17 protein-coding genes are annotated in these 19,600 nt (G+C 53.8%); 4 read left to right on the forward strand and 13 right to left on the reverse strand.

Going from position 1 to position 19,600, the window contains the following annotated elements; all coding sequences use genetic code 11:
- Positions 1-8 precede the first annotated feature (8 nt).
- The 11 genes from wzyE to trxA form a co-directional block, all read right to left on the reverse strand.
- On the reverse strand, positions 9-1,361 hold the full coding sequence (gene wzyE / locus ACJ9N4_RS17695) for an ECA oligosaccharide polymerase (RefSeq protein ID WP_182273309.1): 1,353 nt from the start codon (positions 1,359-1,361) through the stop codon (positions 9-11).
- Positions 1,358-2,437, reverse strand: a complete 1,080-nt coding sequence (locus tag ACJ9N4_RS17700; RefSeq protein ID WP_182919118.1) for a TDP-N-acetylfucosamine:lipid II N-acetylfucosaminyltransferase — start codon at positions 2,435-2,437, stop codon at positions 1,358-1,360. Before ACJ9N4_RS17700 ends, wzyE begins: the two co-directional genes overlap by 4 nt.
- Positions 2,434-3,684 carry a lipid III flippase WzxE gene (gene wzxE / locus ACJ9N4_RS17705; protein WP_182919119.1) on the reverse strand — a complete coding sequence of 417 codons (1,251 nt, stop codon included), beginning with the start codon at positions 3,682-3,684 and terminating at the stop codon, positions 2,434-2,436. Before wzxE ends, ACJ9N4_RS17700 begins: the two co-directional genes overlap by 4 nt.
- A 1-nt stretch (position 3,685) precedes the next feature.
- Positions 3,686-4,816, reverse strand: a complete 1,131-nt coding sequence (gene rffA / locus ACJ9N4_RS17710) for a dTDP-4-amino-4,6-dideoxygalactose transaminase (protein WP_182273306.1) — start codon at positions 4,814-4,816, stop codon at positions 3,686-3,688.
- 4 nt (positions 4,817-4,820) lie between these two features.
- The gene (gene rffC, locus ACJ9N4_RS17715) at positions 4,821-5,498 is read right to left on the reverse strand and encodes a dTDP-4-amino-4,6-dideoxy-D-galactose acyltransferase (protein WP_182273305.1); all 678 of its coding nucleotides are present in this window, start codon (positions 5,496-5,498) and stop codon (positions 4,821-4,823) included.
- Positions 5,495-6,757 carry a UDP-N-acetyl-D-mannosamine dehydrogenase gene (wecC, locus tag ACJ9N4_RS17720; RefSeq protein WP_182919120.1) on the reverse strand — a complete coding sequence of 421 codons (1,263 nt, stop codon included), beginning with the start codon at positions 6,755-6,757 and terminating at the stop codon, positions 5,495-5,497. Before wecC ends, rffC begins: the two co-directional genes overlap by 4 nt.
- Entirely contained in the window at positions 6,754-7,884 is a 1,131-nt protein-coding gene (wecB, locus tag ACJ9N4_RS17725; protein ID WP_182273303.1) for a non-hydrolyzing UDP-N-acetylglucosamine 2-epimerase, read from the reverse strand. The genes wecC and wecB overlap by 4 nt, the downstream gene beginning before the upstream one ends.
- Positions 7,885-7,940: 56 nt before the next feature.
- Positions 7,941-8,987 (reverse strand): ECA polysaccharide chain length modulation protein, encoded by a 1,047-nt coding sequence (gene wzzE, locus ACJ9N4_RS17730; protein WP_182274605.1) that lies wholly within the window; start codon positions 8,985-8,987, stop codon positions 7,941-7,943.
- Positions 8,988-9,000: 13 nt separating this feature from the next.
- Positions 9,001-10,104 carry a UDP-N-acetylglucosamine--undecaprenyl-phosphate N-acetylglucosaminephosphotransferase gene (wecA, locus tag ACJ9N4_RS17735; protein ID WP_182273302.1) on the reverse strand — a complete coding sequence of 368 codons (1,104 nt, stop codon included), beginning with the start codon at positions 10,102-10,104 and terminating at the stop codon, positions 9,001-9,003.
- Between the two features lie 242 nt (positions 10,105-10,346).
- A complete protein-coding gene (rho, locus tag ACJ9N4_RS17740; RefSeq protein ID WP_001054528.1) occupies positions 10,347-11,606 on the reverse strand; it encodes a transcription termination factor Rho in 1,260 nt (419 codons plus the stop codon).
- Between the two features lie 341 nt (positions 11,607-11,947).
- Positions 11,948-12,277, reverse strand: coding sequence for a thioredoxin TrxA (gene trxA, locus ACJ9N4_RS17745; RefSeq protein ID WP_006179218.1), 330 nt, complete (start codon positions 12,275-12,277; stop codon positions 11,948-11,950).
- A gap of 144 nt (positions 12,278-12,421) precedes the next feature.
- On the opposite strand from trxA, the gene rhlB reads away from it, so the two are divergent.
- The gene (gene rhlB, locus ACJ9N4_RS17750) at positions 12,422-13,687 is read left to right on the forward strand and encodes an ATP-dependent RNA helicase RhlB (RefSeq protein ID WP_182919121.1); all 1,266 of its coding nucleotides are present in this window, start codon (positions 12,422-12,424) and stop codon (positions 13,685-13,687) included.
- An 11-nt stretch (positions 13,688-13,698) separates the two neighbouring features.
- Complete coding sequence (gene gppA / locus ACJ9N4_RS17755) at positions 13,699-15,183, forward strand: guanosine-5'-triphosphate,3'-diphosphate diphosphatase (RefSeq protein ID WP_182919122.1); 1,485 nt, start codon at positions 13,699-13,701, stop codon at positions 15,181-15,183.
- Positions 15,184-15,231: 48 nt separating this feature from the next.
- On the opposite strand, the gene rep is transcribed toward gppA, so the two are convergent.
- Positions 15,232-17,256: a DNA helicase Rep gene (gene rep, locus ACJ9N4_RS17760; RefSeq protein ID WP_182919123.1), complete on the reverse strand. Its 2,025-nt coding sequence runs from the start codon at positions 17,254-17,256 to the stop codon at positions 15,232-15,234.
- 112 nt (positions 17,257-17,368) lie between these two features.
- Here rep and ppiC (ACJ9N4_RS17765) point away from each other — a divergent pair, with 112 nt between their 5' ends.
- Positions 17,369-17,650 (forward strand): peptidylprolyl isomerase PpiC, encoded by a 282-nt coding sequence (ppiC, locus tag ACJ9N4_RS17765; RefSeq protein WP_046886622.1) that lies wholly within the window; start codon positions 17,369-17,371, stop codon positions 17,648-17,650.
- A gap of 50 nt (positions 17,651-17,700) precedes the next feature.
- Entirely contained in the window at positions 17,701-17,982 is a 282-nt protein-coding gene (ppiC, locus tag ACJ9N4_RS17770; RefSeq protein ID WP_023309650.1) for a peptidylprolyl isomerase PpiC, read from the forward strand.
- Between the two features lie 86 nt (positions 17,983-18,068).
- Here the strand turns inward: ppiC (ACJ9N4_RS17770) and ilvC are convergent, their stop codons facing one another.
- Entirely contained in the window at positions 18,069-19,544 is a 1,476-nt protein-coding gene (gene ilvC / locus ACJ9N4_RS17775) for a ketol-acid reductoisomerase (protein WP_182273299.1), read from the reverse strand.
- Positions 19,545-19,600 lie beyond the last annotated feature (56 nt).

Raw genomic sequence — 19,600 nt, forward strand, 5'->3', positions numbered from 1 at the left:
ATCCCTACTCAGACTTGCGACAGTGGCGTGCTGCCCCGGGGCTCGCGTTTATGCACAAGCCCTGCACTGTCGAACAACCAGTACAACAGTTTGGCCAGCAGCAGGCAGACGCCGAAAACGACCATAAAGAACACGACACGCGAGACAAATGAATCCAGCCCTTCACGCGCAAGGACGATCATATTGAAAATGGCACCAAAACAGAAACTGTGCAAAATCGCCGCCTTATAGCGGTTCGTCTCTTCGTTACCGCGCTGATAAAGCCAGTCAAACCACTTAATAATTAACCCTACAGCCACCGCACCAGGCAGGATAAACCACGCGCCACCCATCACCACCAGCGAGCCAATCAGCGTGGGCGAGATAGCCAGGCCGGAATGGTTATTCAGGACTTCCCAGGTAAAGTAGTTCGCTGTGTTCAGGACGATACCCGGGCGGTCGGGCCATAGCCATGTCGGGATAAAGACATAGAAATCACGCACAATCGGCGCTAAGCCCTGAAAATCAATTTTGTCGTAGTTTTGCAACAGCAGGGCCAGGTTTTCCCACGGCGAGAAGGTATCGCGCGTGAGGTACAGGAAGGTGTAAAACGCTTCATCACCGGCCACGTTGAGCCCGTAGCGCTTCAGCGCCAGCCAGAACATCCCCACAATACCAAACACCCCTGCCGCCACCAGCATCCACAGGGAGATCCACCCGCGAATAATGCCGATAAACAGGAAGATCGCGAAAGCGATAATGATGTTAGCGCGCGTCCCGCCCACTATCATGTAGGTCAGGAAGCCGAAGGCAACGGTACTGACCAGGAAAAATAGCCACGCTTTGCTGTCCTGACGCAGGAAAAAGACCACCAGCATCGCCGGAATGAAGAAATAGAAGAAACGCTTGAGCGCAACGCCGGAGACTTCAGCAGAAAAAATCTGGCTGTAGGACTGCAGCTTAAACAGCAGGAAGCCGTTATGCATGAAGAAGATACCGACACTTACCAGAGCGATGGTCATCAGCATCACCCATGTCAGGTGCGTTTCCACCCGGTTCATGGTGAACAGAGCCCGGCGTGGCGCAGTCTGTTGTACTGAACGCAGACGCGTTTTATACGTGACGTAGTACACGGCATAGAAACAGGCTGCCGACAGAAGCGCCTGAAGCAGAATCTCTGGCGGTGCAACGCTCACATCAAAGCGGAAGACCAGAATACTGGTCAGCGGAAAACCGAAAAAGAAGGTCAGAAGAAACAGTAACGAGAAGAAGACGTTAAAGTTAAAGCGCACACGGCGGAATTCAAACCAGGTGAGCGTGGCGATAAATAATGTGCTCAGTAGCCAAACCACCAACAAGCCGCTGAATTGCAACTGGCTCATGCTTTGTCTCCTGAAGCGATACGCAGCGCACGGTGCCACGGGGTGAGGTAATTTGGACTAAAGAACTCGATGGTGCTTTTGTCCACCAGCGCCAGCTGCCGCTGTGCTTCCCGTACCACATTCTCATTAAGCGCATCTGTTGTGAACAACACCGGAAGATGCTGCTCAGCCATATCCTGCCAGAACGGGTTTTTACGGTTAAGCACGCAAGGTACCCCAGCCTGAATCAGCAGGCACAGCGTACCAATCCCCTGCTGGCGGGCAAAGATGAAATAGCCCAGGTCACACTTGCGCAACAGCGCGAGGTAGTCATCAAATTCCAGCTTATCACGGAGAATATGTAAATTCGCCGCACTAAACAGCGTAAGCCCCTGCTGGCGAACCTCATCAATATACGCATCGTTATTTGCCGGATATCCCATCGGCACAACCACATTGACCGTATCGCCAAACTGCTGATGCACCGCCCGAAGCGCCTCAATATGCTCATTGCTGCGATCCCCGGAATTCCCCACCAGCACCGTTAGCTTGCCCTCACGCGGCGTATCGTTCGCCATATTATTCAGCGCCGGGTTCATACGGGTTGGAAAATAGAGTAGCTCACCGCGTACGCCAGGGTGCTGTTTCTCAAAGTAGCTAAGATCGCCACGGGTAGCAAAAACGCAACCCACGCGTCCCTGTGCCATACGGCGCAGTGGATAGAAAAGGCGGAATTTCCAGCCACGGGAGACTTCATAAAGATCGGCTCCCCAGATATGCCAGCTGCACTGAGCAGGTTTGATCCCACCGCTCAACAGCGCCAGCCACAGGCCGGTATTAAACTGGCCGTGAAAGAAGAAGCGTTGCTCCCGATCCGCTTTAGCTTTGGCGACAACCGCCTTCGCCAGCGCGGCCTTATCCGGCCAGAAGGTGATGTTCAGCGCCGGGCACGCCGTACTCAAACCATTATCCTGACCTGCAACCATAAACTCGCGAGCCTCAGGCGTGCCCGATGCCAGCTCATCATTGAAGAACCGCAAAACGGTCTGGTTATGGTGTGGGATATCCGATCCCAGGATGTGAATCAGTGCAGTCATGCGCGTTTACGCCAAAGTAAAAATACACCGCAACAGGCGGCGAAATAAACGATATAGGTTGCCATATAGGCCTGAGCCGCCCCCAGCGCACCGTGCGCGGGGATCAGCCAGTGTGAGAACGCGGTCAGTAACGTAAACTGGCTAATTTCTGCCAGGATATACAACCGCAGTGACGCTTTCGCAATGACCAGATAGCCGAAAACGTAAGCGCCTACTTTCAATACATCCCCCACCAGCTGCCAGGCAAAGAGATCGCGCATCGCGGTAAACTTTGCGGAGAAAAGCAGCCAGATGGCGACATCGCGCAACAACCAGACGGTAAAACTGGCTGCCGCCACGGCGGGAAGCACAAAGCGCAGGGAACGGAGAATCTCGCGAGTTATATCCGACCTGGAATTCAGGCGCGATAAGGTTGGCAGCAAATAAACGGTAAAGGAAGCCGTAATAAACTGGAGGTAGGCATCGGAAATGCTGCTGACACCCTGCCAGATCCCCACTTCGTCCCAGCTGTAATGCGCCGCCAGCAGGTTTCGCATCATCACGTAGGCCACCGGAAGCGTGACGGAGGTAATCAGCGCCATCAGGGTAAATTTCCCTAATTGCCCTGCCAGAGCCTTATCCCACTGCGGTTTGAGATAGCGCAGTGGGATAAGGCCTCTGCGCATCAGCATAATTGATGCCGGAACGACCACCAGCGCAGGCACCAGCGCCAGCCCCAGCAGTGCACCCTCATAGCCACCCAGGCGATAACAGAAGTAGTAGGCAATAACGCCAATGATACTGCCCAGGATCAGCGCAAGCGCATTCCCGGCCGCATCACGAAAACCTTTCATCAGCGCCAGCAACAGGTTAGCCCAGGCAATCCCCATCTGAACCAGCGCGACAAGACGTACCAGCCCCTGATAGTGCGTATGTCCAAACAGCCCCTGACTAACCGGCGCTGCCGCCAGCAAAAACACGGCGGCCAGCAGCGTTGAGAAACCCAACACCATCGCCGATGACGTGCCAACTACCCTGTGCAGTTGTGCTGCATCATCATGGTACTGGGCAACATATTTGGTTACGCCGTTGAAGATCCCCGCACCTGCCAGTACCCCAAGTACGGTAACCAGCTGGCGAAAATTACCCGCCAGGCCAACGCCTGAGGGGCCAAATGAGACGGCCAACAGCTTGACGACCAGTAACCCAGCGCCAATTTTTACAAGTGTGGACGCAGCGGTCCACACCGAAGCTTTTGCCAGAGACATATCAGCCGAAATAACTCAGAAGGGTATTGATCACTGTACGCTGGTTAACAGGCGCAAGGTTGTAGAACAGTGGCAGGCGAAGCAAACGCTCACTTTCCTTAGTGGTGTAACGGTCTTCACCCACGAACACCCCAAACGCTTCCCCGGCCGGGCTGGAGTGCAGCGGGATATAATGGAACACCGCCATGATCTCGGCCTCTTTCAGCCAGGCAATCAGATTGCTGCGATCGTCGTTATCACGCAGCTTGATGTAGAACATATGGGCATTATGGACGCAATCTGCCGGAATGGTCGGCAGCTCAATCCGGCCAGCTTTTGCCAGCGGCTCCAGCGCATCGTAGTAGGTTTGCCACAGGGTCAGACGCTGCAGGTTGATTCGCTCTGCCGCCTCCAGTTGCGCCCAGAGATAGGCCGCCTGCAGATCGGCCATCAGATAGCTTGAGCCAATATCACGCCAGGTGTATTTATCTACCTGACCACGGAAGAACTGGCTGCGGTTAGTGCCTTTTTCGCGGATCACTTCCGCACGCTCTACCAGGGCACGGTCGTTAATCAGCGTCGCGCCACCTTCACCACCCGCGGTGTAGTTCTTGGTTTCGTGGAAGCTAAAGCAGCCAATATGACCAATCGTACCCAGCGCGCGTCCTTTGTAGGTGGACATCACCCCCTGAGCGGCATCTTCCACCACGAACAGGTTGTGCTTTTTAGCGATCGCCATAATGGTGTCCATTTCGCAGGCGACACCTGCGTAGTGAACCGGCACAATCGCACGCGTTTTTTCCGTGATCGCCGCTTCAATCAGCGTTTCATCAATATTCATGGTATCCGGGCGAATATCCACAAAGACGATTTTCGCCCCACGCAGAACAAACGCGTTCGCCGTGGAGACGAAGGTGTAGCTCGGCATGATCACTTCATCGCCAGGCTGGATATCCAGCAACAGCGCCGCCATTTCCAGCGAGGCGGTACAGGACGGGGTCAACAGCACTTTGGCGCTGCGAAAACGCTGTTCCATCCACTGCTGGCAGCGACGAGTGTACCCGCCGTCACCGCAGAGCTTGCCGCTGCCCATAGCAGATTGCATGTAATCGAGTTCGGTTCCCACGACGGGTGGTGCGTTAAATGGAATCATCTTGTCACCTGTATAACCAGTACGCAGTGGCATCGATGTTGGCACCACTCGCAATATAACGTTTAAGCGCGGCGGTGTTGCCCAGTTGGGTCGCCACCCTCAGAGTTGAAAGCTGTTGCTGCTGCGTCCAGTAGAGCGCCGCCTGCATGAGTTTCTCGCCCATACCGCGCCCGGCTAATAAGCCGATACGCGCCTCGTGCTCATTGAGCTTACGAAGCGAGACAAAACCCTGAATATGTTCATCTGCGGCGCGGAAAACCAGACAGACGTGGTCGAACGTCCCTTTTACCGCGTTTTCTGCCCACTGGGCATAGAAACGTCCGCTATCTTCAGGCGCGTACCAGGGCGCACGAAAGCGGCTCTGAGCAAATGCCTGCGCTGCCATCTGACGCAGCACCGGTATATCCTGCTCCGTTGCCATTTCCGCGCCGGGCGAATCGTGGTGGGTCACCGTAATGGAAAGATCAACCTCACCTTCGACCAGGCAAAAACCATGCTCCTGAAGCACATCCAGCAAATCGGCACGCCCTGCCGGGATTTTGGCCTGCACGCGTGGCCAGGCAGCAAAGTCGGTTTCTGTCAGGGCATGGGCATCGTCGCGCAGACGCACGATTGCCGAAGGAAGACCAAAGAAGGTACTTTCCCACGGGAGGGATTCAAGCACCCCTTTCAGTTCACTCAACGCCACACGCCTTTGGTATCAACAACATATTGTTGATGTACAGCATCACCAGGGATTGCTTTAAACGCTTTATGATCCACCAGCAGTACCAGCACATCCGCTGTAGCCAGCGCATCATTCAGCGCAGTAAGCGTGCAATGCCCCATCAGTTTTGTTGGCAGTTCGTGGATGTTAGGCTCTACAACCAGCGTTTCACCGCTGTGCCAGTCAGCAATCATTCCGGCAATTTCCATCGCCGGGCTTTCGCGCAGATCGTCAATGTTCGGTTTGAATGCCAGGCCAAAGCAGGCAACTTTCAGCTCGCTGGCGCGCTTACCGCTGTCCGCCAGACAATCCGCGACCGTGGCTTTCACCTGGTTAAGAACCCAGTGTGGTTTGCTGTCGTTCACTTCACGCGCGGTACGGATCAGACGCGCCTGATCCGGGTTTTGCGCCACGATAAACCACGGGTCAACGGCGATACAGTGACCACCCACACCCGGGCCTGGCTGGAGAATGTTGACGCGCGGATGGCGATTCGCAAGGCTAATCAGTTCCCAGACGTTAATCCCCTGATCGGCGCAAATCAGCGACAGTTCGTTCGCAAAAGCGATATTAACGTCACGGAAGCTGTTTTCCGTCAGCTTGCACATTTCGGCAGTGCGGGAGTTGGTCACCACACATTCACCTTCGAGGAAAATCTTGTACAGCGCGCTGGCACGCGCGGAGCAGACGGGAGTCATACCACCAATCACGCGATCGTTTTTAATCAGTTCAACCATCACCTGGCCCGGCAACACGCGCTCCGGGCAGTAAGCGATATTGATATCCGCCTGCTCACCTGCCTGCTGCGGGAAACTTAAATCAGGGCGGGCTTCTGCAAGCCACTGCGCCATCTGTTCCGTTGCCCCAACCGGGGAGGTCGACTCCAGGATCACCAGCGCCCCTTTCTTCAGAACGGGCGCAATGGATTTCGCCGCCGCCTCGACGTAGCGCATATCGGGTTCATGATCGCCTTTAAACGGCGTTGGAACAGCAATCAGATACGCATCGGCTGTCACTGGCGTCGTGCTGGCGCTCAGGAATCCCCCCTCAACGGCCGCTTTCACCACACGGTCGAGATCGGGCTCCACAATATGAATTTCGCCACGATTGATGGTTTCCACCGCACGCGCGTTGATATCCACACCCACAACCTGCTGTTGACGAGAGGCAAAGGCTGCCGCAGTCGGCAACCCAATGTAGCCAAGACCAATGACAGAGATGGTAGTAAAACTCATAGCGATACCCGATTGTGTTTAAGTGCGTGCAAAATGCGGCCACAAGCCTGCCCATCACCATACGGGTTATGGGCCCGGCTCATCGCCTGATACTCTTCATCGTCGTGCAGCAGTCGCGTGACCTCTTCGACGATACGCTGCGTGTCCGTTCCCACCAGACGTACCGTGCCCGCTTTTACTGCTTCCGGGCGTTCGGTGGTTTCACGCATGACCAGCACCGGCTTGCCGAGGGAAGGAGCCTCTTCCTGAATCCCGCCGGAATCGGTAAGGATCAGCCAGGCATGGTTCATCAGCCAGACAAACGGCATATAGTCCTGCGGCTCAATCAGTAAGACGTTGTCGACATGACCCAGAATGCGATTTACCGGCTCGCTGACGTTAGGGTTGAGGTGCACCGGATAGACAATCTGCACGTCTTCGTTTTGCGCGGCAATTTCAGCCAGCGCGTGGCAGATTTGCTCAAAACCGCGACCAAAACTTTCGCGACGGTGGCCGGTGACCAGAATGGTCTTTTTACCGTTATTCAAAAACGGATAGCGTGCCGTGAGTTCAGACTGGAGTTCACGGTTTGCCAGCACGCGGTCACGTACCCAAATCAGCGCATCAATGACCGTATTTCCGGTTACAAAGATTTTGTTGTCGACGATATTTTCTCGCAGCAGATTCTGGCGCGAGTTTTCCGTTGGTGCGAAATGGTACATCGCCAGATGTCCGGTGAGCGTTCGGTTAGCTTCTTCCGGCCACGGCGAATAAAGATTGCCGGTACGCAGACCTGCCTCAACATGGCCGACAGGAATACGTTGATAAAACGCGGCCAGGCTTGTCGCCACTGTCGTGGTGGTGTCACCATGAACCAGTACTACATCAGGCTTAAAGGATTCCAGAATGGGCTTGAGTTCTTGCAAAATACGGCAGGTGATCTCCGTCAGCCCTTGTCCCGGTTTCATAATATTGAGATCGTAATCCGGAACGATAGAAAAGAGCGTTAAGACCTGATCGAGCATCTCCCGATGCTGGGCAGTGACGCACACTCTCGCGTCAAAATCAGGATCCCTGGCCAGCGCATGCACCAGAGGAGCCATCTTAATGGCCTCCGGCCTGGTGCCAAATACGGTAAGTACTTTCACATCGATTCTCTTCGATTAGACGATGAAGGCAGTAACCTTCATCGTAGACGCCGTTCTTATTTCGTGCGACGGCGAGTTAATGCCACGCCTGCTCCAGTCAGTGCGCCCACAATCCCCCACATAATCATCAGGAATGCGCGACGCGGACTATCGCGTTTTACAGGTTCTTCAGGCGTTCTTAAATAACGATACGTCTGAAAACGTGGATCCTGTGCTGGCCCTACATTCAGGGTATTGAGCATCGCAAGGTTTTGGTCATAGTCGAGGTCAAAATCTGGACCGACTGCCTGAAGATTTTCCAGACGCGCCTGCAGCATTGGACGACCAAGGAGGAACATTTCGGAATCTGGCAGTTCATCAGCCGGAACATTAGTTTCGCTGCGAGAAATATTGCGTTGTTCCGCTATTTTCAGAGCCTGCTCAATATTGTGGACGCGACGAGTAAAAATCGCTCTCGCCACTTCTTCCTGTCGCTTCACCTGAGCCTTCATCTGGATAGTGCGCGCAGACCAGGCACCTCTCAGCTCATCATTGAGATGGCTCGCCGCACGCTGGCTGGCAAACGCAACGTACTGACGCAGCAGGTTATTAGCATCTGGCGCGGTTTCCGCAACCAGCTTCACGCTATCGTTGATGTTGCGTGCTGCATCACCCGGCATAAACTGGATATTGTTGATCAGGTCATCCAGCAGAGCAGCATCGACTTTGCTGTTTCCGACCATGCGTTGCTTGTAATAATCCGTCTGAGACCAGAAATCACGACGCGTATCCCATGAAGCCAGCTGCATCAGAAACTCTTTATAAGTCTCATCCATCACTGACGCCTGATCGGGCGCGGCAAGATTGGCTTTAATATCCAGATTACGCAGGAATTGCTGCTGGGAATAGTACCCACCCAGCATGTTAACCGTTGGCCGGTCGGTGATCGCCGTGGTGCTCCACTCTTGTTTTGCAAAGAAGGTATAGACCAGTGCTAACAGGGCGAATCCCAGCGCAATCCCCGCAATCCACAGCTTGCCTCCCCATAACACGCGAAACAAACCACGAATATCCAGCTCATTTTCAGTTACCACTGATTTCGCTCCCGCCAACGGTTGAGTCATCATAATCCCGGCTTTACTTAGTTAATGTTGTGTTTTTGCCACTGTTACGACGCATCCTGCGTTTTACACGTTTAATGAATCGCGCAACTTTCCATGCGCGCTTAATGCAGTAACCGTACAGGAAGAATGCTAGCAAGAATAATACCAACATTGCCCATTCAGGAATGAAATGAGCATATTCTGCGGCAACACCAACCCCGGCCAGAATAGCCGCTGCCAGGGTAATCAGGACGAATGCCTGACGAGAAGTAAAACCGGCACGCATAATCAGATGATGGATATGCTGACGATCCGGAGAGAAAGGACTCATGCCTTTACGCAGACGGCGATACATAATCGCCACCATGTCCATCAGCGGAATAGCAATAATCCACAGTGCGGTAACCGGGCTGATTGGGTGAGTTTTACCCTGCGTGGTTTCCAGCAAAATCCAGATAACGGTAAAACCGATTAATGTACTGCCTGCGTCACCCATAAAGACTTTGTAGCGACGACCCAGGACACCGAGGTTCAACAGGATATAAGGCAGGATGGCGGCAATCATGGCAAAGCACCACATTGACAGGCTGTACTGTCCATCAAACCACAGAATGATGCCGATAGCGGCGAACGAGACGGACGATAACCCACCGAGCAGGCCGTCAATACCATCAACCATGTTGAAGGCATTAATCGCCGCCCAGACGGCAAACAGTGTCAGGAAGAAACCGAATGGACCAAGCACTAACTCCCAGGGACCGAAAACATAGCCGAGACTTCTCAGGTAAAGGCCGCCGACTACCATCATAATGACGCCAATGGCCGCCTGTACGGTAGCACGGAACTTCACACTGATATCAAACCGGTCATCAAGTGCCCCGACTAACACCAGCACACCCGCACATGCCAGGTAGAGTGCAGCGTGCGGGATGTAGTAATCCGCAATACCGAATGTGAAACAGATACCAGCGTAAACAGAGATGCCCCCCACAAGTGGGATCAACCCTTGATGACGTTTACGAAAATTGGGTTTATCCACCAACCCGACTCTTTTGGCCACCTTGCGTGCGATGAACAAAAAACAGGTTGTGAATAAGAAAATACTAATTAACTCAGTAACTGCAGTGAGTAGATTCACAATGGATTGCTCTCAACAAATGTTAGTCCCGGAAGTATAACTATGAAGCCCCTGCCCCAGAAAGAATAAAGCGGGCTTCCTACAACTCCCTTTGTATGTTTTTCAATCAATTATTTCTTTGACTATACAAACCGTCTTATTGTCGCACCGTTCAGTCAAAATTGGGAGTCTGTGGTAACAGCGTATAAGCCATAAAAGAAAAACGCCACGTAAAAACGTGGCGTTTGCTGGATTCATTTCCGTTACGAGCGCTTCATCATATCGAAGAAGTCGTCGTTAGTTTTGGTCATCGCCAGCTTATTAATGAGGAATTCCATCGCGTCAATTTCACCCATTGGATGGATGATTTTGCGCAGGATCCACATTTTCTGCAGCTCTTCCTGCGTGGTGAGCAACTCTTCTTTACGCGTACCGGAACGGTTGTAGTCAATAGCCGGGAAGACACGTTTTTCAGCGATCTTACGGGAGAGGTGCAGTTCCATGTTACCTGTACCTTTAAACTCTTCGTAGATAACCTCATCCATCTTAGAACCGGTGTCGATAAGCGCGGTTGCAATGATGGTCAGGCTGCCGCCCTCTTCCACGTTACGTGCCGCACCGAAGAAGCGTTTAGGACGGTGCAGGGCGTTGGCATCCACACCACCGGTTAACACTTTGCCGGAAGCCGGTACCACGGTGTTGTACGCACGTGCCAGACGGGTGATGGAGTCGAGCAGAATGATAACGTCTTTCTTGTGTTCAACCAGACGCTTGGCCTTCTCGATAACCATTTCAGCAACCTGAACGTGGCGAGATGCTGGTTCGTCGAAGGTAGAAGCAACAACTTCACCTTTCACCAGACGCTGCATCTCGGTCACTTCTTCCGGACGTTCGTCAATCAGCAGCACCATCAGCACACAGTCAGGGTGGTTGTAGGCGATGCTCTGCGCGATGTTCTGCAGCAGCATGGTTTTACCCGCTTTTGGCGGAGCCACAATCAGACCACGTTGACCACGACCAATTGGAGAAGCCAGATCCAGAACACGCGCGGTTAAGTCTTCGGTTGAACCGTTACCACGCTCCATGCGCAGGCGAGAGTTCGCGTGCAGCGGCGTTAAGTTCTCAAACAGGATCTTATTGCGCGAGTTTTCTGGTTTGTCGTAGTTAACTTCGTTAACTTTCAACAGCGCAAAGTAGCGTTCACCCTCTTTAGGAGGACGAATCTTACCTGAAATGGTGTCACCAGTGCGGAGGTTGAAACGGCGGATTTGGCTAGGGGATACGTAGATGTCGTCAGGGCCGGCGAGGTAGGAGCTGTCTGCAGAGCGGAGGAAACCAAATCCGTCTTGCAATATCTCCAGCACACCGTCGCCAAAGATATCTTCGCCACTCTTAGCGTGCTGCTTCAGGATGGCGAAAATGATGTCCTGCTTGCGCATACGAGCCTGGTTTTCCAGCCCCATATTTTCGCCGAGAGTGATCAGCTCAGAAACCGGCGTATTCTTTAATTCGGTAAGATTCATAATGGTGTGGGTTCTTAAACTCGGGGTGATTCTCGAACTTAATGTTGTGAATGGTATGGCAGGGTCATCCATGCCTGTTTAGCGGCCATCAACTCATGTCTGTTCGCTGTCTGGTCACAGGGAAAGAACGCAGAACTGAAACGACAAGACGGATTGAGTGACAAGCCCGGAATTTAGCAACTTCACGCACTGTTTATGGCAACAACGGGAAGTATCGGGTAAAACAAGATTCAAACAACAAGATATGTTTAAAACGAAGTCATAGCTAACTTAGCACGACTAAAGCCGGGCGTCCAGAGATCCACACAATTTAGGCGCTCTGGACGCTCAGCCGAGAAACCTTACGCCAGGTTGGCGTCCAGGAACTCTTTCAGCTGACCTTTGGACAGTGCGCCCACTTTGGTCGCCGCCACTTCACCGTTTTTGAACAGCAGCAGGGTCGGAATGCCACGGATGCCGTATTTCGGCGCGGTACCCGGGTTCTGGTCGATGTTCAGCTTGGCAACGGTCAGTTTGCCCTGATATTCGTCAGCGATCTCATCCAGAATCGGGGCGATCATTTTGCAAGGACCACACCATTCAGCCCAGAAATCGACGAGGATCAGCCCGTCAGCCTTAAGTACGTCCGTGTCAAAACTGTCGTCAGTCAGGTGAATAATTTTATCGCTCATATATAACTCCACAGGAATAAGCCTGGTACGTTGGTTTTGTCTCCACCAACGACGTGTTGATGTCGCATTAACCAACTAAAGGTTGACTTTATTTCACCGGATACGCTTTCGTAAAGCAATAGTAAGCTGATATTCTACCACACTATGAGCAAAACACATTTAACAGAACAGAAGTTTTCCGACTTCGCCCTGCACCCAAAAGTGATTGAAGCCCTTGAAAATAAAGGGTTTCATAACTGCACGCCCATTCAGGCCCTCGCCCTGCCGCTGACGCTGGCTGGTCGCGATGTTGCAGGGCAGGCGCAAACCGGTACTGGCAAAACGATGGCGTTTTTAACGTCAACGTTTCATTATTTACTTTCTCATCCAGCGATTGCAGACCGCAAAGTTAACCAGCCGCGCGCGCTAATTATGGCCCCGACGCGAGAACTGGCGGTACAGATCCACGCAGACGCGGAACCCCTGGCGCAGGCTACTGGCCTGAAGCTGGGCCTGGCCTATGGCGGCGACGGCTACGATAAACAGCTGAAAGTGCTGGAAAGCGGCGTAGATATCCTGATCGGTACCACTGGCCGTCTTATCGACTACGCAAAACAGAATCACATTAATCTCGGTGCCATTCAGGTTGTCGTGCTGGATGAAGCTGACCGTATGTACGATCTGGGCTTCATTAAAGACATCCGCTGGCTGTTCCGTCGCATGCCTCCGGCGAACCAACGCCTGAACATGCTGTTCTCCGCAACCCTTTCTTATCGCGTCCGCGAGCTGGCGTTCGAGCAGATGAACAACGCCGAATATGTGGAAGTGGAACCGGAACAGAAAACAGGGCACCGCATTAAAGAAGAACTCTTCTACCCTTCTAATGAAGAGAAAATGCGTCTGCTGCAAACCCTGATCGAAGAAGAGTGGCCAGATCGCGCCATCATCTTCGCGAATACCAAACACCGCTGTGAAGATATCTGGGGCCATCTGGCTGCCGACGGTCACCGTGTTGGTCTGCTGACTGGCGACGTTGCGCAGAAAAAACGCCTGCGTATTCTCGACGAATTCACCCGTGGTGACCTGGATATTCTGGTCGCAACCGACGTTGCGGCTCGCGGCCTGCATATTCCTGCCGTCACGCACGTCTTCAACTATGACCTGCCGGATGACTGCGAAGACTACGTACACCGTATCGGTCGTACCGGTCGTGCTGGTGCAAGCGGTCACTCTATTAGCCTTGCGTGTGAAGAGTATGCGCTGAATCTTCCAGCGATTGAGACCTACATCGGTCACTCTATTCCGCAGAGCAAATACAATCCGGAAGCACTGTTAAGCGAACTGCCGCCGCCTAAGCGCCTAACCCGCGCCCGCTCCGGCAACGGCCCGCGTCGTTCCGGCGCGCCGCGTAATCGTCGTCGTTCAGGTTAAGAAAGGTCACTATGCTCTCCAGCTCCTCGCTCTACGCGGCCATTGATCTCGGTTCCAATAGTTTTCATATGCTGGTTGTTCGCGAGGTGGCGGGAAGTATACAAACGCTGACGCGCATTAAGCGCAAGGTCCGCCTCGCAGCGGGCCTGAGCAGCAGCAATCACCTCTCTCCTGAAGCGATGGAACGTGGCTGGCAGTGCCTGCGCCTCTTTGCCGAACGTTTGCAGGATATCCCGCATAATCAGATTCGCGTTGTCGCCACCGCGACACTCCGCCTGGCGGTGAACGCCGGAGAATTTATTGCCAAAGCGCAGGACATTCTCGGTTGCCCGGTTCAGGTCATCAGCGGTGAAGAAGAAGCCCGCCTGATTTATCAGGGCGTTGCCCACACCACCGGGGGTGACGATCGTCGTCTGGTGGTGGATATCGGCGGAGCCAGTACCGAACTGGTGACCGGCACGGGTGCACAGGCGACATCGTTATTCAGCCTGTCGATGGGCTGCGTGACCTGGCTTGAGCGCTACTTTACCGATCGTAATCTCGCGAAAGAGAACTTCGACGAGGCGGAAAATGCCGCGCGTGAGGTGTTGCGCCCGGTGATGGATGAGTTGCGCTACCACGGCTGGAAAGTCTGCGTGGGTGCTTCGGGTACCGTGCAGGCATTGCAGGAAATCATGATGGCGCAGGGGATGGACGAGCGGATCACGCTCGCCAAACTCCAGCAGCTAAAACAGCGTGCCATCCAGTGTGGTCGTCTGGAAGAGCTGGAAATTGAAGGTCTGACACTCGAACGTGCGCTGGTTTTCCCAAGCGGGCTTGCCATTCTGATCGCCATTTTCACCGAGCTGAACATTCAGTGTATGACTCTGGCTGGCGGCGCACTGCGCGAAGGTCTGGTCTACGGGATGCTTCACTTGTCGGTTGATCAGGACATCCGCAGCCGTACCTTGCGCAACGTTCAGCGCCGCTTTATCGTTGATACCGATCAGGCGCAGCGAGTCGGGCAACTGGCGTCGTTGTTCGCCGATCAGGTTAGCAAAAGCTGGGATATTGAACCTTTAAGCCGCGATCTGCTGCTAAGTGCGTGTGCGCTGCATGAAATTGGTCTGAGCGTTGAGTACAAGCAAGCACCGTTGCATGCAGCCTGGCTGGTACGTAATCTCGATTTACCGGGCTACACCCCCGCACAGAAAAAGTTGCTGGCTACCCTGCTGCTAAACCAGACCAACACCGTTGACCTCTCCTCTTTGCATCAGCAAAACGCCGTACCGCCGCGCGTTGCCGAGCATCTGTGCCGGCTGCTGCGACTGGCCATCCTGTTTGCCAGCCGTCGCCGCGATGATTTACTGCCTGCAATTAACCTGGTGGCGGAAAATGAGAAACTTTCACTGACGCTTCCGGAAAAATGGCTTGAGAATCACCCGCTTGGTGCAGAACTTGTCGAGCAGGAGTGCCAGTGGCAAAGCTATGTGCACTGGGTGCTGGACGTTAAGTAATACAGCGAAACATGCCGGGTGGTGCTGCGCTTACCCGGCTTTCAAAAGTTATCCCTTCTCTTTGGCTTTTGCCAGCATGGCACGAATGTTTGCCACGTTAGCCTGACCTTTATGCATCCGTTCTTCGGCCGTAATCACTTTGCGCTCCTGTTCCCATGTCAGATCGTCCTGCGGTAACTCCAGCAGGAAGCGACTCGGTTCCGGGCGTACCAGCTCGCCATACTGTCGACGTTCTTTACACAGCGTAAAGACAAGCTCTTTACGGGCGCGGGTGATCCCCACGTAGGCCAGGCGGCGCTCTTCATCGACATTATCTTCATCGATGCTGCTCTGATGCGGCAGCAACCCCTCTTCCATGCCCACCAGATAGACATACGGGAACTCCAGCCCTTTCGACGCATGCAGCGTCATCAGCTGAACCTGATCGGCCTCTTCTTCGCTCTCACCGCGCTCCATCATATCGCGCAGCGTAAAACGGGTGACTACCTGGGTCAGGGTCATCGGCTCGTCTATCTCAGAGCCTTCCAGCATTTCGGTCATCCAGCTAAACAGCTGGTTAACGTTTTTCATCCGCATCTCTGCCGCTTTCGGGCTGGCAGAGGTTTCGTATAACCAGGATTCGTAATCAATACCGTGGATCAAATCACGCACCGCCGCCACAGGCTCGCGTTCCGCCAGGCGCTGTACCTCGCCAAGCCAGTGGGTGAAGCGGGTTAAGTTATCATAGCCGCGCCCGGTCAGCGTCTGGCTCAGCCCCATATCAAAGCTGGCGGTGAACAAGCTTTTGTTGCGGGTCATCGCCCATTCACCCAGTTTTTGCAGCGTCGCGGGGCCAATCTCACGTTTCGGCGTATTCACGATGCGCAGAAATGCGCTGTCATCATCCGGGTTGGTGAGGACGCGCAGATACGCCAGCAGGTCTTTGATTTCAGGACGCGAGAAGAACGACGTGCCGCCCGAAATTTTGTACGGGATGCGGTTCTGCATCAGCATCTTTTCAAAGACGCGTGACTGGTGGTTACCGCGATAGAGGATCGCGTAATCCTTGTATTCGGTTTTGTTAACGAAGTGGTGAGCAATGAGTTCACCCGCGACGCGTTCCGCCTCGTGTTCTTCATTGTTGGCGCTGAGCACTTTCAGTTCGGCACCGTAGCCAAGTTCAGAGAACAGACGCTTTTCAAACACGTGCGGGTTATTGGCGATCAGGATATTCGCCGCCTTCAGGATGCGTCCGGACGAACGGTAGTTCTGCTCCAGCTTAATCACCTGCAGCGCCGGGAAATCTTTGCTTAACAACACCAGGTTTTGTGGACGTGCACCGCGCCAGGAGTAGATCGACTGATCGTCATCACCGACCACGGTAAAGCGGGCGCGCTGCCCGACCAGCAACTTCACCAGTTCATACTGGCTGGTGTTGGTGTCCTGGTATTCATCCACCAGCAGATAGCGGATCTTGTTCTGCCAGCGCTCGCGCACTTCTTCATTACGCTGCAGCAGCAGCGTGGGCAGCAGGATCAGATCGTCGAAATCCAGCACGTTGCACGCTTTCATATGCGCATCGTACAGGCCATAGCAATGAGCAAAGATCCGATCCCGTTCACCTTTGGCGCTCGCCGCCGCCTGGGCAGGCGTCATCAGATCGTTTTTCCAGTTGGAGATCGTCGAGATCAATTGCTGCAGCAAGACTTTGTCGTCTTCAATCAACCCTTCGGTGAGCTCTTTAAGCAACGCGACCTGGTCGGTGTCATCAAAGAGCGAAAAGTTGGACTTCATCCCCAACGCCGCATACTCGCGTTTGATGATATCCAGTCCCAGCGTGTGGAACGTGGAGATCATCAGCCCGCGCGCCTCTTTGCGTCCCAGCGTCTGACCGACGCGCTCTTTCATCTCGCGCGCCGCTTTATTGGTAAAGGTGACCGCCGCGATATGGCGTGCCTGATACCCGCAGCCACGGATCAAGTGGGCGATTTTGTTGGTGATCACGCGGGTTTTACCGGAACCTGCCCCTGCCAGCACCAGGCATGGTCCAGTAACGAATTCGACCGCTTGTTGTTGTCCAGGGTTTAAACGCATGGGAATATTGCTCAATCTTCGAACGGGGGATGGATTGTAGCAGAAAGCCGGGCGCGGATTTACCGGCTAATGATAAAGTGAAGAAAACGCGATTAATCCCGAGAGCAGAATTATGGTAAAGACCGCAGCAGCCCTGCACATTCTGGTAAAAGAAGAAAAGCTGGCCCAGGAGATCCTCGCTAAGCTTGAACGTGGCATCAGCTTTGATCATCTGGCAAAGCGTTACTCTAAGTGCCCGTCCGGGCGCAACGGCGGTGATTTAGGGGAGTTTAAGCAGGGGGCGATGGTCGGGCCATTCGATCAGGCGGTCTTTAGCTGTCCGCTCCTGAAGCCCTTCGGCCCGGTTAAAACCAGGTTTGGCTACCATATCATTAAGGTGCTGTATCGCCGCTAACGCGTGGTATATTGCGCCCCGATTTATCTCAACCCATTCAAGGCACGATCATGGCAAAAACAGCAGCAGCAGTGCATATCCTTGTTAAAGAAGAGAAACTGGCTTTAGATCTTCTGGAACAGATTAAAAACGGTGCCGACTTCGGCAAGCTGGCGAAGAAGCACTCCATTTGCCCGTCAGGCAAACGCGGCGGTGACTTAGGTGAATTCCGTCAGGGTCAGATGGTTCCGGCGTTTGATAAAGTCGTGTTCTCTTGCCCAGTGCTAGAGCCAACTGGCCCACTGCACACGCAGTTTGGTTACCACATTATTAAGGTTCTGTACCGCAAATAAAAAAACCGGGTGACGGCTGCGCCTTACCCGGCCTACATCTTACGGTTTTGTAGGTCGGGTAGGCGAAGCGCCACCCGACAAGGTTGTTAACCCGCTACTGCAATACGCTTCATGTCGGTCATGTAGCCACGCAATTTCTGGCCTACTTTCTCGATTTCGTGACCGCGAATCGCTTCATTCACATCGCGCAGCTGCGCGTTATCTACTGCACCTTCGGCAATGGCTTTGCCCAGATCACCCGCCTGCAGGGTGGTCATGAACTCTTTCAGCAGCGGTACGCAAGCGTAAGAGAACAGGTAGTTACCGTACTCAGCGGTATCAGAGATAACCACGTTCATTTCGTACAGACGCTTACGGGCGATGGTGTTCGCAATCAGCGGCAGTTCGTGCAGTGATTCGTAGTAAGCAGACTCTTCAATGATGCCGGAATCCACCATCGTTTCGAACGCCAGTTCGACGCCCGCTTTCACCATTGCGATCATCAGTACGCCTTTATCGAAGTACTCCTGCTCGCTGATTTTGCCGTCAAATTGTGGTGCGGTTTCGAACGCGGTTTTACCGGTCTCTTCACGCCAGGTCAGCAGTTTCTTATCGTCGTTCGCCCAGTCAGCCATCATGCCGGAAGAGAACGCACCGGAGATGATGTCATCCATATGTTTCTGGAACAGCGGAGCCATGATGGTTTTCAGCTGTTCGGACAGCGCATAAGCACGCAGTTTCGCCGGGTTGGACAGGCGATCCATCATCAGCGTGATACCGCCCTGCTTCAGCGCTTCAGTGATGGTTTCCCAGCCGAACTGAATCAGTTTTTCGGCGTATGCCGGGTCGGTACCTTCTTCCACCAGCTTGTCGAAGCACAGCAGAGAACCGGCCTGCAGCATCCCGCACAGAATAGTCTGCTCGCCCATCAGGTCAGATTTCACTTCTGCAACGAAGGAAGATTCCAGAACGCCCGCACGGTGTCCGCCAGTTGCCGCTGCCCATGCTTTAGCAATCGCCATACCTTCGCCTTTCGGATCGTTTTCCGGGTGAACCGCGATAAGCGTTGGAACGCCGAAGCCACGTTTGTACTCTTCACGCACTTCCGTACCTGGACATTTTGGTGCAACCATCACAACGGTGATGTCTTTACGGATCTGCTCGCCCACTTCGACAATGTTGAAGCCGTGGGAGTAACCCAGTGCCGCACCATCTTTCATCAGCGGCTGCACGGAACGTACAACATCAGAGTGCTGTTTGTCTGGCGTCAGGTTAACCACCAGATCCGCCTGCGGGATCAGCTCTTCGTAAGAACCCACTTTGAAGCCGTTTTCGGTCGCTTTGCGCCAGGAAGCACGCTTCTCAGCAATGGCTTCTTTACGCAGGGCGTAGGCGATATCCAGACCAGAGTCACGCATGTTCAGACCCTGGTTGAGGCCCTGTGCGCCACAGCCGACGATGACCACTTTTTTACCCTGAAGGTAGCTCGCGCCATCAGCAAATTCGTCGCGCGCCATAAAGCGGCATTTGCCCAGCTGCGCCAGCTGCTGGCGCAAGTTCAGTGTATTAAAGTAGTTAGCCATGTTGGACTCCGTGATGTTGTGTTGTGGTGCTTATTGTTCGGTTCGCCGTTCAGCGA

The organism is Enterobacter sp. LM3 (assembly GCF_046622475.1).
Lineage (GTDB): Bacteria > Pseudomonadota > Gammaproteobacteria > Enterobacterales > Enterobacteriaceae > Enterobacter > Enterobacter cloacae_P.